Source organism: Parabacteroides sp. PF5-6 (assembly GCF_029504695.1).
Taxonomy (GTDB): Bacteria; Bacteroidota; Bacteroidia; order Bacteroidales; family Tannerellaceae; genus QVMG01.
The window spans coordinates 19046-33285 of the sequence record NZ_JAQFIN010000016.1; the positions used below are offsets into that span (position 1 = coordinate 19046).

Below are 14240 nucleotides of genomic sequence, written 5' to 3' on the forward strand. Positions count from 1 at the left end.
CTTTGTTTTGACACACCCTCTTTGAGTTATAGGATATTACTCTGTGATCAGGCTTAGGCTTCTTCCGGCTGAATCTTAACCATTAGATGGTTCTTGCCGATCTTATCGCCGAGCATGACGTGGATGCCGACTACCTTGCCACTCACCGGAGCGACGATGCGGTTGAACATCTTCATGGCTTCGTGGATCAATAAAAGATCGCCCTCTTTCACCGTGTCGCCTTCTTTGACTAACACTTGTATGATCGTGCCCGGCAGGTTTGAAAGCACTTCGCCCGCTACTGGACGCTGCCATACCGACCGGTCTACGAATTTCTTTGTCAACCGGGTCTTATACGTGCCGGCCATTACCCCAAAATCAACATAATCGTTTCTTTTCTTTTCCATACAGAACTTCGTTTAATTCAGCATTAGAACGGAGGCAAACCGTGTTTCTTCGCCGGCCGGAATTCATCCTTCAACACAGAAAGTTTCAATGCATGTAATAAGTTTGAACGGGTTTCTTTCGGTTCGATCACCGTGTCGATAAAGCCTTTCGATGCCGCGACGTACGGATTGGCAAATTTTTCGATATACTCGCGCACCTTCTCCTGACGCATGGCTTCTTTATTTTCCGCATCCATAATCTCTTTGCGGAAGATAATATTGGCAGCCCCTTCCGGTCCCATCACCGCAATCTCGGCTCCCGGCCAAGCAAACATAAAGTCGGCTCCCAGGTGGCGCGAGTTCATCGCGATATAACCACCGCCGTACGCCTTACGCAGGATGACCGTGATCTTCGGCACAGTCGCTTCCGAATAGGCATACAACACTTTCGCCCCGTGACGGATCACCCCGGCATGCTCCTGGTCGACACCCGGCAGATAACCCGGCATATCTTCCAGCGTCACAATCGGAATATTGAAGGAGTCGCAGTAACGGATAAAGCGTGCGGCCTTGTCGGCACTGTCGCAATCCAATACTCCGGCCAGGACCATGGGTTGGTTGGCCACGAAACCGACCGTCTCCCCATCCATACGTCCGAAGCCGATCACGATATTGGCCGCCCAGAGTTCCTGTACTTCCAGGAAGTCGGAATCGTCGACCAGGCACTTGATGATATCGCGCACATCGTACGGCTGCTTCGGATCGGCCGGCACAATCTCGTCGATATTCTTCATCTTCGGCGCGACCGCCTTGACTGCTTTCGGTTTTTCCTGGTTGTTCCAGGAGATAAACTTCAACAGGCGTTTCACCTGCTCGAAGCATTCTTTTTCATTCAAAGCATAGAAATGGGCATTTCCTGTAACTTCCGCATGCACCCGGGCACCACCAAGCTCTTCCATCGAGATATCTTCGCCCAATACGGTCTTGATCACATTCGGACCGGTGATAAACATATTGGAGATCTTCTCGACCACGAAAACAAAGTCGGTCAGCGCCGGTGAGTAAACCGCACCGCCGGCACAAGGTCCCAGGATAAGGGATAACTGCGGAATCACGCCCGAAGCCAATGTATTCCGATAGAATATCTCTCCGTACCCGGCCAACGCGCTGACGCCTTCCTGGATACGAGCACCTCCGGAGTCATTGATTCCGATGACCGGACATTTCATCTTCAACGCTAAATCCATCACTTTGGTGATCTTTCGCGCATGCTGAAGGCCTAATGATCCGCCGGCGACGGTAAAATCCTGCGCATAGATGCACACAGGAGCACCGCCCACGGTACCGGTGCCGGTAACCACACCATCCGCCGGAAATTCTTTCTTATCCATCCCAAAGTCACGACCGTCATGCTTCATGAACATATCATATTCCTGGAATGAATTCTTATCCAAAATGGAATGGATCCGATCACGGGCCGTCAACTTGCCCATGGCTACCTGTTTCTCAATGGCGGCTTCGCCCCCACCCTTCTCTATCACAGCTTTTTTCTCGCGTAACGTGAGAATGTCTTTTGATAAATCTGCCATACTAATCGTTTAATGTTACTTCCCAACAGCCTTCGTCCGATACGAACAACGGGCTGTTCCTTTTATTATATCATTTAGTTTTCCTTTACTTAACTGCTTCCGGATGCCGGAAACGTTATCGATGAACACATGTCCTTCCAGGTGTTCATACTCATGCTGTACCACACGCGCGGCAAAACCGTGGATCTCTTCGTCGTGTGCGACGAAATCGGCATCGTAATACCTGACCTTGATCGAAGCGGCACGGGAGATCTTCTCATGCAAGCCCGGAAAACTAAGACATCCCTCTTCGATGGATACCAGTTCTTCGCTTCGCCAGTAGATATCGGGATTGATCATCGTCCGCTTAAAGCCTTTACACTCCGGGCAATCGTCGCCAACGACATCGGCATCGATCACAAACAGACGCAACGACAGCCCGACCTGAGGTGCAGCCAGCCCGACTCCGTCCGCATTATACATCGTATCATACATATTGTCTACCAGCTTTTTTAACTCCGGATAATCCTGAGGTACGTTCTCTGTCTCTTTCCTCAAAACCGGTTGACCGTATAAGAATATGGGTAATATCATAAATAAATCTTTTGGTATATCATTTCACACTTTCCATATATGCCTGAAGGATGATGACGGCGCTGATCTCGTCCACCAAGGCTTTATCTTGTCTTTTCTTCTTTCTCAAACCACCATCGATCATCGCCTGATGAGCCATAACGGAAGTAAACCGCTCATCATAGTAGGCCACCGGAATATCCGGCAATGCCCGTTTCAAATGCTTCACAAACACTTCGATATACTTCATATTCTCCGAAGGTTGGTTATTCATCTGTTTGGGTAGTCCAACCACGAAAAGATCAATGGATTCGCGGGATACATAGTCTTTCAGATAAGCCACAAGCTCATGGCTGGCAACCGTAGTCAATCCGTTCGCTATCAGTTGAAGCGGATCAGTCACAGCCAAACCCGTGCGCTTCCGTCCATAATCTATAGCTAAAATCCTTCCCATCGGGTGCAAATATAAAACAAAAAAAGAGATTGGTTACACAATTTTACATAAAGTGTGCAACTAAGGTTTAATACGCATTCCGTTCCCCCCGGAACATATTCCACACGGTGACGACTATAATTTTAAGATCCAGGAAGAAAGACCAGTTTTCAATATACCAGACATCCCGTTTCACGCGGCCTTCCATTTGTTCCAGCGTTTTGGTCTCTCCGCGGTAACCGGTTACTTGTGCCCAACCCGTCACACCGGGTTTCACCAGATGACGAACCATATACTTATCGATAATCGCGGAATACTGTTCGGTATGCTTCAGCATGTGCGGGCGCGGCCCGACAACCGACATATCCCCCGCCAGCACATTCATAAATTGCGGAAATTCATCCAGATTCGTCCGACGCAGGAAGTCGCCTACCTTTGTTTTCCGAACATCATCTTTCTGCGCCTGCAGCACATCCGCCTGTTGGTTGACACGCATGGTCCGGAACTTATAACAATTGAACTCCCCCCCGTAGATCCCGGTCCTTTTCTGTTTAAACAAAACAGGCCCCGGCGAGCTGATCTTGATCAGGATGCCGACAATCACATACATCACCGGATAGATCGTCAAGAGAACAGCCAATGAAAAAACAATATCAAAAGTACGCTTCAATGCCCGGTTATACGCTGCCTGCAGAGGCTCTCGGCGAACCGTCAATAAAGGAACGGAATCCATGATCTGCATGATCATACTCTTTTTTACGATCCGGTAGAACTCAGGAACAATATAAAAACGGATCATGTGCTTCTCCGAGAAATTCAACAGCCGCAGCATCTTCTGATCCTGCGTTCCCGGCAGGGTGCAATAGATTTCATCTACATCATGATCCAAAACAAACTGCTCCACTTCGTAGGTCATACCCAGGTAATTAGGCAAAACATCCTTCAACGCCAGATTATCATCAAAAAAGCCCATCACGTTAAAGCCGTAAGCCAATTCATCTTTCATCACCCGGTAGAGCTCCATCCCATTCTTCCCGGCGCCCACGATAATCACCCGCTTAAAGTTATACCCCTTTTTTCGGTACACCTTCAGCGTGATGCGCACAATGATCCGCCACAAAGAAAAAACAACAACCAAAGAGAGGTAATATAAAAGCAGGAATGTGGCCAGCTGATCGCCGATATTCAGGAAGATCAGACAGGTAGCAAAAAGAATAACCAGGAAAGTAACCATCAACAACGCCCGTTGCACGATCTTCTCCAAAAAGACCACGGACTTATGCAGCTGGATGGGAACAAAATAGACAGAAAAGAAATAACAAAAATTCAACAACAGGATCACCTCCCGCAGACTCGACGCAATCGCTTGCGTGTAATAATCTCCCAAGAGATAAAACACCACAAAAAAGAGAGCATTCACCACCAGTAAATCCCCTATTCCGACAAACCATTGTATGAGGTAACCACGTTTTTTGTTTGATTCCATGCAGGAAGTTGCTAAAAACGTACAAAAGTATATATAATAGTTGAGAATACGAAAAAAGGCCACGCCAAAGCGCAGCCTTTTATCTATTTCAATCGACTACAAGAATTAGTCGTTTGCTCTCATGATAACCACACGGTTCCAGTTGTTTTCGCTATACGGTTGTTCGTCTGAACCTCTCCACTCGATAGAAATCTGGTTAGAAGAGATACCGTATTTTTCAACCAGTTGTTTCGCAACCGCTCTGGCGCGTTTTTCTGACAACTGCATATTGTAACCTGAAGAACCTGTTTTCTTGTCGGCATAACCAATCACCTTGATCGGTGTGTTGTTCGACTTCATGAACTCAGAAGTGTTGTAGATATTGATTTCCTGGTTCTTGTCGATCACTGAGCTGTTCAGGCGGAAGTAAACCACATTGTCAATCTTGTTATCGTTAATCACTTGAGTTACAGGATCCGGACAGTCAGGACAAGAAACCGGACGTTTGCTCAATTCGTCGTTAGCCGCACGTAAAGAGTTGATCTGGCTGTTCAGGTCGTTCAATAAAGCGTAATCCATCGGTTCGATCACTTCGAAATCCGTCTTACCCAGTTTGAAAGTCAAACCTACTGTAGCCTGCAGGATGGCATCGGTCAATTTCTTATACTGTACGCGGTTGAATGTTTCGTTCAACAGAGAAGCCTGCGCTTCAATATTCAGGTCAACACGTTTGCTCAAGCGGAAAGCCGTCAAGATACCGGTATTGATAGAAGGAGATTCTGATCTGGAAACACCGTCATCTTCGAAACGTTGTGCATATCCCAAACCGACCCAAGGAATCAAACGGAATACTTTCTTTTCGTTATACGGAGCCCAAAGATTGGTTACGTCCCACAACACATCGGCATGCGCAGCAAAATACGAACTGCTCAACTCAAAGTTAGGATCTTCGTTCGTACCGAAGCTCTTGATCGGACCGCCATTCACCTGTACACGGAAACCGATTGTCGGGCTATACCATTTACCTACAGAGAAAGAAGGAGCGATATTGATGCGATCGCCGAAACTTGCTTCGCCATTATGGTCACCAAACAAAACACTACCACCACCTGCGATAGAAATAAACCAATTATCACCGGCTTTATTCTTTTTGAAATTTGTTTTATAGCCAGCTTCATTACTGTAACCTACCTGCGGTTTATATTCCTGTGCAGCCACAGAGAAAATAAAACCTGACAACAACGCTAAAAGTAACACTTTAGTCTTCATATTAATCAACTTTTTTAATTAAACAATCAATTCCTTTATTTCACAATTAAATATCCACACACCAAATGCGAAGCAAATTTAACGCTTTTTGAGATTATAACAAGCCGTAAACCGATTTTGTTGAAGTTTTATTCGAAATAGTTTAATATTTCATAACCTCCATCCCTCAAATACGACTCTTTTTTCATGATTTTGACATCATTTCGCAGCATATCAATGACTAAAGCGTCTAAAGTATAGAGAGGCTCCCAACCCAACCGGGTACGTGCCTTGGTCGCATCCCCGATAAGCAAATCAACTTCTGTCGGGCGAAAATATTGTGGGTCTACCCCAACGATCTCTTCACCGATCCGCTTCTTTATATTTTCCAGATACGCTTCGCCGACAAATGCGCTAAATTGCTTATCGTCAACAGCATCTAAAAGACCAACTTCATTCATTCCTTCCCCACGAAATTCCACATGAATGCCGACTTTTTCAAAAGCGATGCGCATAAAATCCCGGATTGTGGTCGTAATTCCTGTCGCAATGACATAGTCCGAAGGTTCATCCTGCTGCAAAATCAAATACATCGCTTTAATATAATCCTTCGCATGCCCCCAGTCGCGCTGGGAAGAGAGATTACCCAAATAGGTTTTCTTTTGCATACCCAAAGCAATCCTTGCTGCCGCCCGCGTGATCTTGCGGGTAACAAAAGTCTCGCCCCGCAAGGGGGATTCATGATTGAATAGTATCCCGTTCGAAGCATGCATTCCATAAGCTTCCCGATAATTGACCGTAATCCAGTAAGCATATAATTTAGCTACGCCATAAGGGCTTCGGGGATAAAACGGAGTCGTTTCCGTTTGGGGCACCTCCTGCACCAAACCATACAATTCGGACGTGGAAGCCTGATAGATACGCGTTTTATCGGTCAGATTCAACAGACGCACCGCTTCCAACAGGCGTAAAGTGCCCAAACCATCCGTATTGGCGGTATATTCGGGCGTATCGAAACTAACCTTCACATGGCTCATCGCCCCCAGGTTATAGATCTCATCCGGGACAACCTCGCCGATGATCCGGGTCAGGTTCAGACTGTCCGTCAGATCGCCGTAATGTAAAATCAGATTCCGGTTTTCCACATGAGGATCCTGATACAGATGATCGATCCGGTCGGTATTAAACATAGACGAACGCCGTTTAATACCATGTACTATATACCCCTTTTTGATCAGATACTCCGTCAAATAGGCTCCATCCTGTCCGGTAATCCCGGTAATCAAAGCTACTTTACTCATCGCTTATATCGTTATTTTTTCTGCAATAATCATACCAAAAACGTTTTACGGGAGACGTCAAACGAATACATTCTACGCTTGCAAATACCAGTTATACAACCGTGCCAGTCCTTCTTCCTGCTCCACTTTATGTTGCCAGCCAAGGCTTTGCAAACGGCGGACATCCGTTAGCTTTCGGAATGTACCGTCTGGTTTGGAAGCATCAAATTCAATTCCGCCCTGATAGCCGACAATCGCTTTTACCTGTTGCGCAATTCCCCGGATTGAGGAATCTTTCCCCGTTCCGATATTGATATGGGTATTGCGCACCTCCGTTTTTCCTTCGGTGAGAGCCGCGAAGTCCACCTTTTCCATGAGGTAGGTACAGGCATCCGCCATATCTTCGCTCCAGAGCAATTCGCGCATAGGGTTGCCGGTTCCCCAAAGCATCAAGCGTCCGGCGGATATACCATAGGTAGACAAGAGCTGCGTGATAAGTTCTTCGGAAGCCTCTCCCCCAATCCCTTCGATCGGACGGCGGTCCAGGTCGCGACGCAACAGATCCCAGGATTTATCATACAGGCATTTGGCCAGATGCATCTTACGGATAATCGCCGGAACGACATGGGAAGTTTCCAGATTGAAATTATCGTTAGGTCCGTACAGATTGGTCGGCATGACCGAGATAAAGTTCGTCCCGTATTGCAGGTTATAGCTCTCGCACATCTTTATTCCCGCAATCTTCGCAATGGCATACGGCTCATTGGTATATTCCAATGGGGAGGTCAACAGACAGTCTTCCGGCATGGGCTGCGGAGCGTCTTTCGGATAGATGCAGGTACTGCCCAGAAACAATAATTTTTTCGCGCCGTACCGGTAGGCTGCATGAATCACATTATTCTGGATCATCAGGTTGTTATAAATAAAATCCGCCCGGTAGGTATGGTTCGCCAGGATACCACCGACATGGGCTGCCGCCAGAAAAACATATTCCGGTCTTTCCCGCTCAAAGAAAGAAAGGACGGCCGCCTGATCCGTCAGATCCAGCTCTTTATGGGTTTGAAGCAGAAAAGAACGGTATCCTTTCTGCTTCAAATTATGGAGTATGGCCGAACCGACCAGTCCGGTATGTCCGGCAATATAGATTTTGCTTTCGCTATTCATCCTTCAACACTTTTTATCGGCCTTCAACAGCCGGAGAAGATACTGTCCGTATTCATTCTTCGCCATCGTACGGGCTGTGGCTTTCATCCGGGCGGCATCGATCCAGCCCTGGTTATAGGCAATCTCTTCCAGACAGGCGATCTTCAAGCCCTGCCGTTTCTCGACCACCTCCACAAAGGTAGCCGCTTCCGAAAGCGAGTCGTGCGTACCGGTATCCAGCCAGGAAAAGCCACGTCCCAACAACTGGACGCGTAGCGCGTCTGTTTTGAGAAATTCCTGATTCACCGTGGTGATCTCCAGTTCCCCCCGGGCGGAAGGTTTGATCTGCTTGGCTACCTCGATCACCCGGTTCGGGTAGAAATAGAGTCCGACAACGGCATAATTCGATTTCGGTTCTTTCGGCTTCTCTTCGATCGAAAGCACATTCCCGGCTTCATCAAATTCGGCCACGCCATACCGTTCCGGGTCGTTGACATAGTAACCGAAAACCGTCGCTTTCTGATTCTCCTCCGCATCACGCCGAGCTTCCCGAAGCATTCCCGTGAATCGTTGTCCGTAAAAGATATTATCACCCAGAACCAGACAGGCCGAATCCTCACCGATAAACTCTTCGCCGATCAGGAAGGCTTGCGCCAGCCCATCAGGCGAGGGTTGTTCGGCATAAGTGAACCGTACCCCATAGTCGGATCCATCGCCCAGCAACCGCTGAAAGCCCGGCAGATCCTGCGGAGTAGAGATCACCAGTATCTCCTGTATGCCCGCCAGCATCAGGACGGAGATCGGGTAATAAATCATCGGTTTATCATAGATCGGCAGGAGCTGTTTGGAAACTCCTTTGGTAATCGGATATAAACGGGTACCGGAGCCACCGGCCAAGACTATCCCTTTCATTGTGTCGACAGTTTGAATTACTGGCAGCGAAGATAAGGGTTAATTATGAAAACAACAACTCCCCGCCTTAAAACAAAGCGGGGAGCCCAAAATGAAAATGATGAATTAAAGTAATGAAGGTGAATTACAAGTTGTAACCCACATTTTATTTTACGCTTACTTTGGTTACGGCTTCACCGGCGCGGACGACATAGATGCCGTAAGGCAAAACAACCGACCGGGTGCCACGGAGAGCGCGAAGCTGCCATACCCTTTTGCCGGTAATGGAATAAACTGCCACGTCTACCGCTGTTCCTGTTTCATTCGTAATATGTAGTTCCCCATGATCAACAGTAACATTTACCTGTCCTCCGGCAATACCAAGATTACCTGTCGGATCATTTTTAACGCCTTCAATTTCAATTGTGAGATGCTCGGTAACCTTTTCAACAACAAAGGTCAATGATGAAGATCTAAAGCCATCGCGAGCCAGCTCCTCTCCATTCACAAAGACAGCAACCTCCTCCAGCGAGGTCTGCCCGTCGGCAGTCAGTGTAAAGGAGAACGGCTGTTCATATTCCACCCGGTGTTTGCCGGCTACCGGATCGCTGATAACCCCTTTGATTTTGGGCAGGGTAATCGTATATTCTTTAAGGGCGACCACAATCTCCGCGTCTTTCTCTATAGGATTGAGAATATAAGCAAAACTATTACTGTTCTCTTTCTGAAGAAGCGTCTCTACGCCATCAATCGTAAACAGGATATCGGCAGCCGTCAGTGTCGGATCTTCCGTATAGACTTGCAGGTACAGGTGATCATTCTCCGACAAGATCAATTCGCCTTCTTCTATGTTACAGCGAATATCTCCACCCTGAACCAGACGGACCGTGTAGTATTGCTCTTCCGGATTGCTCGAGTCATCATCCGGATCATCGGTATCGTCGTCCGGGTCGTCGGTATCATCATCCGGGTCTTCGGTATCGTCGTCCGGATCATCGGTATCATCATCCGGATCATCGGTATCGTCGTCCGGGTCTTCGGTATCATCATCCGGATCGTCGGTATCATCATCCGGACTGATAATAGGCCGTATATTTTCGTCCTGCCAAGGGAAATAAGGGGCTGTTTCCTCTTCATCGATGGTCCAGATCCCGCCGTCAAAGTCCCAGTTCTCATAGGTATCTTTTTTTGCCAGACCTTCCGCGTTTTGACCAACTATGCCGGACAATGAACCGGAACCCACTCCTTTCTCATGGATCTCCATATTATAATAAGAGGAAGTTACCATGCCGGCATCGGAAGCTCTTGTTCCAATCAGGCCGCCTACCTTATCTTTAGGAGCTGTCGCCTTTCCCAATGCATAAGAGTGGGTGATCGTACAACCTCTGGCAAGATCTCCGAGCAGACTACCCATGAAAAAGCCCTGCCCGTCATACGTCCCTTTCGGATTGGCCAAAGAAACATTCCCGGTGGCATACGAATCCGTCAGGGAGGCATCCTCCGTCAAATAGCCTGCCAAGCCGCCTGCTCTGGCGATCATTGTACCGCCTGTATGTTCCTCCCCTCTCTCCAATACCTGAACAGGGGTCATGGCGAAACATTCTGTTATCGAACCGCTAAACAAATAACCGACCAATCCTCCGATAGAGTAAAATCCGCTAATCGCTCCACCCGTGGCCGAACACCGGGTTATAACACTTCCAGTGCCTGCGCTTCCGACCAATGCAGCTACGTAGTCCAAACCTTTTATGCCTTTCTTGTCGACCTCGATATGTACGTTCTTTAGGGTTGCCCCATTCGTACCACTAAAAAGAGCGCTATAGTCGCTTTCTGCCCGGTCGATCCAAAGCCCACGAATGGTATTGCCTTGACCGTCAAGGGTGCCACTGAAGTAATCTTGTTTCGCACTACCGATCTCCAGTCCTAACGGCAGCCAGCCTTTACCGTCACGGTAGCCCGCTCCATTTTCAGCAAGATAACCTGCCATTTCGATATCCTGAGTCAGGACAAAATATTTGTCGCTATGCTCCCCTCTCATGTAATTCCGCAGCAGGTCCAGTTGCTCCGCGTTGCTGATCTGCCAAGGCTCGCCTTCCGTGCCCTTACCTCCGGCAAATCCATCCTGTGCCGCTGCCCATTGTGCACTCAAGGCCATCAGGCAGACCATCCCTAAAAAGAATAATTTTCTCATCTTACTTAAATTTCAATTTGCAAAAACAGTTAAATCAAATCAATAACTCCGCTTATCCGGATCAACGAACAACCACCTTGACTGCGCTGTCCGCGGCGCGAACAACATAGACACCGTAAGGCAGCGCAAAGCTTCTGTAACCCTGGAGGGCATGAACGGAAACAACGCGTTTGCCGGTAAGGCTATAAACTTCTACATCTATCGCTTTTGCACTTTCATTATGAATAGTCAATTGACCATTGTCTCCTGAAATTTTGATTTGCGCTTCCGTAAGACCGATAGTACCGGTCTGATCACCAATCCCTTCTATTTCAATTGTGATATGCTCCGTTACCTCATCGATGGTGTAAGTGAACCTTGTCGCTTTCAACTCCATACGCGGCAGTTCGACCCCATTGACCCACACACGGGCCGCATCCAGCATACTGTCGTCGTCGGACATCAGTGTAAAGGTAAACGGCTTACCATAGGCTGCCCGGTGTTTGCCGGCTGCCGGATCGGTAACCACACCTTCCACCTCGGGTAGTGTAATATAATATTCCTTCAGGGCGATCACAACCTCCTGATCTTTGGTAATCGGGTTAAGGATATAAGTAAATTGATTCCCGTTCTTATCCTGTAAAACCGTCTCTACGCCATCAACTGTAAACAGGATATCATCGGCTGTCAATGTCGGATCGACGGTTTGGAATTGCAGGTAGAGATGATCCCCTTCACTCATTGTCAGCTTGCCCGCCGCCTGGTTGCAAAGGATATCCCCTCCCAGATTCAATTGAATGGTATAACTGACCGGTTCGACATAAGGCTTCACCAAAGGCAGGTCTTCTTCTTTCTGCCAGGGGAAAGAGGGTGCTGTCTCGCCATCACGAATCACCCAGGTACCTCCTTCGCCTAAGTCCCAGTCTTCAAAAGTTCCCGGATCTCTCAGCTGCTCTTCGGTTTTACCGACCACACCTGTCTGATCGGCATCGCCTCCCACACCTTTCTCGTTGGCATCTTTATTATAATAAGAAGAGGAGATCTCGGTATCGTCTTCCGAATCTTTCCCGACCAGACCACCGACAGCCCAGTTTTCTTCCTCTTCCCGCTTTTCAGCCACCGTTCCCGCGGCATAACAACGGGTGATAGAGCCTGACGCGAATTCGCCCACTAAGCCTCCCAGATATAGATTCTGTTCTTCATAACTGCCTTCCGGATTGTCCAGAACGATATTCCCGGTAGAGAAACAGTCGCTTATAGCAGAAGCAGAGACCAAGCCGATCAGGCCGCCAAAGGGGGCGTCTACCACCTGATTATCTCCTTCCGCCCGTTCCAATACCTGCAGGTCGACCATCGAGAAATTCATATTTACCGTACTTTCATACGTCGCGCCGATCAAACCGCCCGCATACTGATAGGCCGCCAGGGGTTCGCCGGTAACGGAACAGCCGGTAACGGTCGTATGGCCGGATATGCTTCCCGCCAGTCCACCGACATAGGCGAGGCCGTTTATTCCGCCTTCCGCCAGTTTCACCTGGACACGTTCCAGGGTAGCGCCATGGGTGTGTGCAAACAAACCTACGTGTTCGCCCGCTTCCATATCAATCCGTAATCCACTGATCGTAAATCCTTCTCCTTTTAAGGTGCCGCAAAACGCCTGCTCGGTATCCCCTTCCGCATAAATACCTATCGGTCTCCAGCCTTTGCCACCGTTATAACCGGGCTTACCCCGGGAAAGGTATTCGGTCAGATCGATATCCTGCCCCAGGATAAAGATATTGTCTTTAAACGCCTCGCCCAAATAGTTGCGCAACGCGCTCAGTTGCTCAGGCGTATGGATCTGCCAGGGTTCACCCTCGGTTCCTTTACCGCCCTCGAACGCCCAGTCATTGAAGCTGTCCGGATCGCTCATTTCGTCTCCGGGTTTACCGACCATACCGAGCTCCGACGCGCCTGCGTTACCTCCAACGGGACGAAGCTTGGTATCCGAATTATAATATGAACCGGAAACCTTAACGTCCTTCGACCAGGCTCCGCCAAGCAATCCGCCATAATACCCATCAGGGCGTCGATTGATACCTATCCCTACGTTCCCGGTGGCATAACAACGGGAAATGGTCGTTTCCGCATACGCCCCACCGATCAGACCGCCAAAATTTATGGATTGCTTTTGATATAGCCCACTGGATTTCCCAAAAATCACATCCCCAGTGGCATAACAATCTTTCACTTCCGAATCTGTCACTCTCCCTATCAGGCCGCCAAATTCAGCAACCGGGCGACCCGGCGACTCAAGCACTTCAAAGACACGCAGATCGACCGTAGCCGCACTCGCTTCGACCGTAGAGTCATAAACTTTCCCAACCAGCCCTCCGCCATAATAAGACAAAGCGCTGATTTCCCCACCGGAGACAAAACAATTATGAATAACACTCGACTGGATAGCCGCCCCTGCCAGTCCACCGACAGCACTGTACCCCTTTATTCCGAGCGCATCAATCTCAACCGTAATGTTTTTCAGGGTCGCATTCTGAATTGCACCGAAAAGACCGCTATACTCACCGTCTTCCTCATTCGGTCGGTTGATCCACAAACCCTTAACCGTATATCCATCCCCGTCGAAAACACCACAAAAGGACTTCTGATCCTTATCTTTTATAAACCCTATCGGTTCCCAGCCTTTACCTTCGTTATATCCGTCGCCCGTTTCCTTCAGATAATCTTCCAGATCGATCTCTGCCGTCAGGATAAAATGTTTATCGCTATGTTCTATTCCCAGGTAATCCTTCAAAAGCGCCAATTGCTCGGGGGAACTGATCTGCCAGGGACTGCCTACCGAACCGTTGCCCCCGTCGAAACTGACCGTCTGAGCCATGCTCCATTGTACACTAAAGGCCATCAAACAGGCCACAAAAAATAGGAATTTCTTTTTCATTTTGTTTACACTTCAATTAAGGCTTTATACTGCTGTAGCCTCCTTCGACCGGTACGAGGAGTTAAATCGCTGAATAGTAGCTAAGCCGTTTTAAACTCCGACAAAAATAGAGGGTTCAAAACGGAAAGCTGTAACGATTTTCGACAGTGCGTGTCACACCTTTCGGCAA

General features: G+C 48.3%; 11 protein-coding genes. All 11 read right to left on the reverse strand.

Features of this window, described 5'->3' with window-relative positions:
• Window positions 1-53: 53 nt before the first annotated feature.
• The 11 genes from M2133_RS14210 to M2133_RS14260 all read right to left on the reverse strand — a co-directional run bounded on the left by M2133_RS14210 (window position 54) and on the right by M2133_RS14260 (window position 14071).
• Window positions 54-386, reverse strand: coding sequence for an acetyl-CoA carboxylase biotin carboxyl carrier protein subunit (locus M2133_RS14210; protein WP_277466848.1), 333 nt, complete (start codon window positions 384-386; stop codon window positions 54-56).
• Window positions 387-409: 23 nt separating this feature from the next.
• Window positions 410-1954, reverse strand: a complete 1545-nt coding sequence (locus M2133_RS14215; RefSeq protein WP_277466849.1) for an acyl-CoA carboxylase subunit beta — start codon at window positions 1952-1954, stop codon at window positions 410-412.
• 15 nt (window positions 1955-1969) lie between these two features.
• Window positions 1970-2527: a peptide deformylase gene (def, locus tag M2133_RS14220; protein WP_277466850.1), complete on the reverse strand. Its 558-nt coding sequence runs from the start codon at window positions 2525-2527 to the stop codon at window positions 1970-1972.
• 19 nt (window positions 2528-2546) lie between these two features.
• Window positions 2547-2960, reverse strand: coding sequence for a Holliday junction resolvase RuvX (gene ruvX / locus M2133_RS14225; protein ID WP_277466851.1), 414 nt, complete (start codon window positions 2958-2960; stop codon window positions 2547-2549).
• A 67-nt stretch (window positions 2961-3027) separates the two neighbouring features.
• Window positions 3028-4425 (reverse strand): undecaprenyl-phosphate glucose phosphotransferase, encoded by a 1398-nt coding sequence (locus M2133_RS14230; protein WP_277466852.1) that lies wholly within the window; start codon window positions 4423-4425, stop codon window positions 3028-3030.
• 105 nt (window positions 4426-4530) lie between these two features.
• Complete coding sequence (locus M2133_RS14235) at window positions 4531-5673, reverse strand: OmpA family protein (RefSeq protein ID WP_277466853.1); 1143 nt, start codon at window positions 5671-5673, stop codon at window positions 4531-4533.
• 128 nt (window positions 5674-5801) lie between these two features.
• On the reverse strand, window positions 5802-6953 hold the full coding sequence (gmd, locus tag M2133_RS14240) for a GDP-mannose 4,6-dehydratase (protein WP_277466854.1): 1152 nt from the start codon (window positions 6951-6953) through the stop codon (window positions 5802-5804).
• A 72-nt stretch (window positions 6954-7025) separates the two neighbouring features.
• Entirely contained in the window at window positions 7026-8096 is a 1071-nt protein-coding gene (locus tag M2133_RS14245; protein ID WP_277466855.1) for a GDP-L-fucose synthase, read from the reverse strand.
• A gap of 3 nt (window positions 8097-8099) precedes the next feature.
• Complete coding sequence (rfbA, locus tag M2133_RS14250) at window positions 8100-8987, reverse strand: glucose-1-phosphate thymidylyltransferase RfbA (protein WP_277466856.1); 888 nt, start codon at window positions 8985-8987, stop codon at window positions 8100-8102.
• A 145-nt stretch (window positions 8988-9132) separates the two neighbouring features.
• Window positions 9133-11157, reverse strand: coding sequence for a GLUG motif-containing protein (locus tag M2133_RS14255; protein ID WP_277466857.1), 2025 nt, complete (start codon window positions 11155-11157; stop codon window positions 9133-9135).
• A gap of 61 nt (window positions 11158-11218) precedes the next feature.
• Window positions 11219-14071 (reverse strand): GLUG motif-containing protein, encoded by a 2853-nt coding sequence (locus M2133_RS14260; RefSeq protein WP_277466858.1) that lies wholly within the window; start codon window positions 14069-14071, stop codon window positions 11219-11221.
• Window positions 14072-14240 lie beyond the last annotated feature (169 nt).

Excerpts from the sequence above, each read along its gene's own strand:
- def (WP_277466850.1), bottom strand. The coding sequence starts at position 2,527 with ATGATATTACCCATATTCTTATACGGTCAACCGGTTTTGAGGAAAGAG.
- M2133_RS14230 (WP_277466852.1), bottom strand. The coding sequence starts at position 4,425 with ATGGAATCAAACAAAAAACGTGGTTACCTCATACAATGGTTTGTCGGA.
- M2133_RS14215 (WP_277466849.1), bottom strand. The coding sequence starts at position 1,954 with ATGGCAGATTTATCAAAAGACATTCTCACGTTACGCGAGAAAAAAGCT.
- ruvX (WP_277466851.1), bottom strand. The coding sequence starts at position 2,960 with ATGGGAAGGATTTTAGCTATAGATTATGGACGGAAGCGCACGGGTTTG.
- M2133_RS14260 (WP_277466858.1), bottom strand. The coding sequence starts at position 14,071 with ATGAAAAAGAAATTCCTATTTTTTGTGGCCTGTTTGATGGCCTTTAGT.
- M2133_RS14245 (WP_277466855.1), bottom strand. The coding sequence starts at position 8,096 with ATGAATAGCGAAAGCAAAATCTATATTGCCGGACATACCGGACTGGTC.
- M2133_RS14210 (WP_277466848.1), bottom strand. The coding sequence starts at position 386 with ATGGAAAAGAAAAGAAACGATTATGTTGATTTTGGGGTAATGGCCGGC.
- M2133_RS14235 (WP_277466853.1), bottom strand. The coding sequence starts at position 5,673 with ATGAAGACTAAAGTGTTACTTTTAGCGTTGTTGTCAGGTTTTATTTTC.
- rfbA (WP_277466856.1), bottom strand. The coding sequence starts at position 8,987 with ATGAAAGGGATAGTCTTGGCCGGTGGCTCCGGTACCCGTTTATATCCG.
- M2133_RS14255 (WP_277466857.1), bottom strand. The coding sequence starts at position 11,157 with ATGAGAAAATTATTCTTTTTAGGGATGGTCTGCCTGATGGCCTTGAGT.
- gmd (WP_277466854.1), bottom strand. The coding sequence starts at position 6,953 with ATGAGTAAAGTAGCTTTGATTACCGGGATTACCGGACAGGATGGAGCC.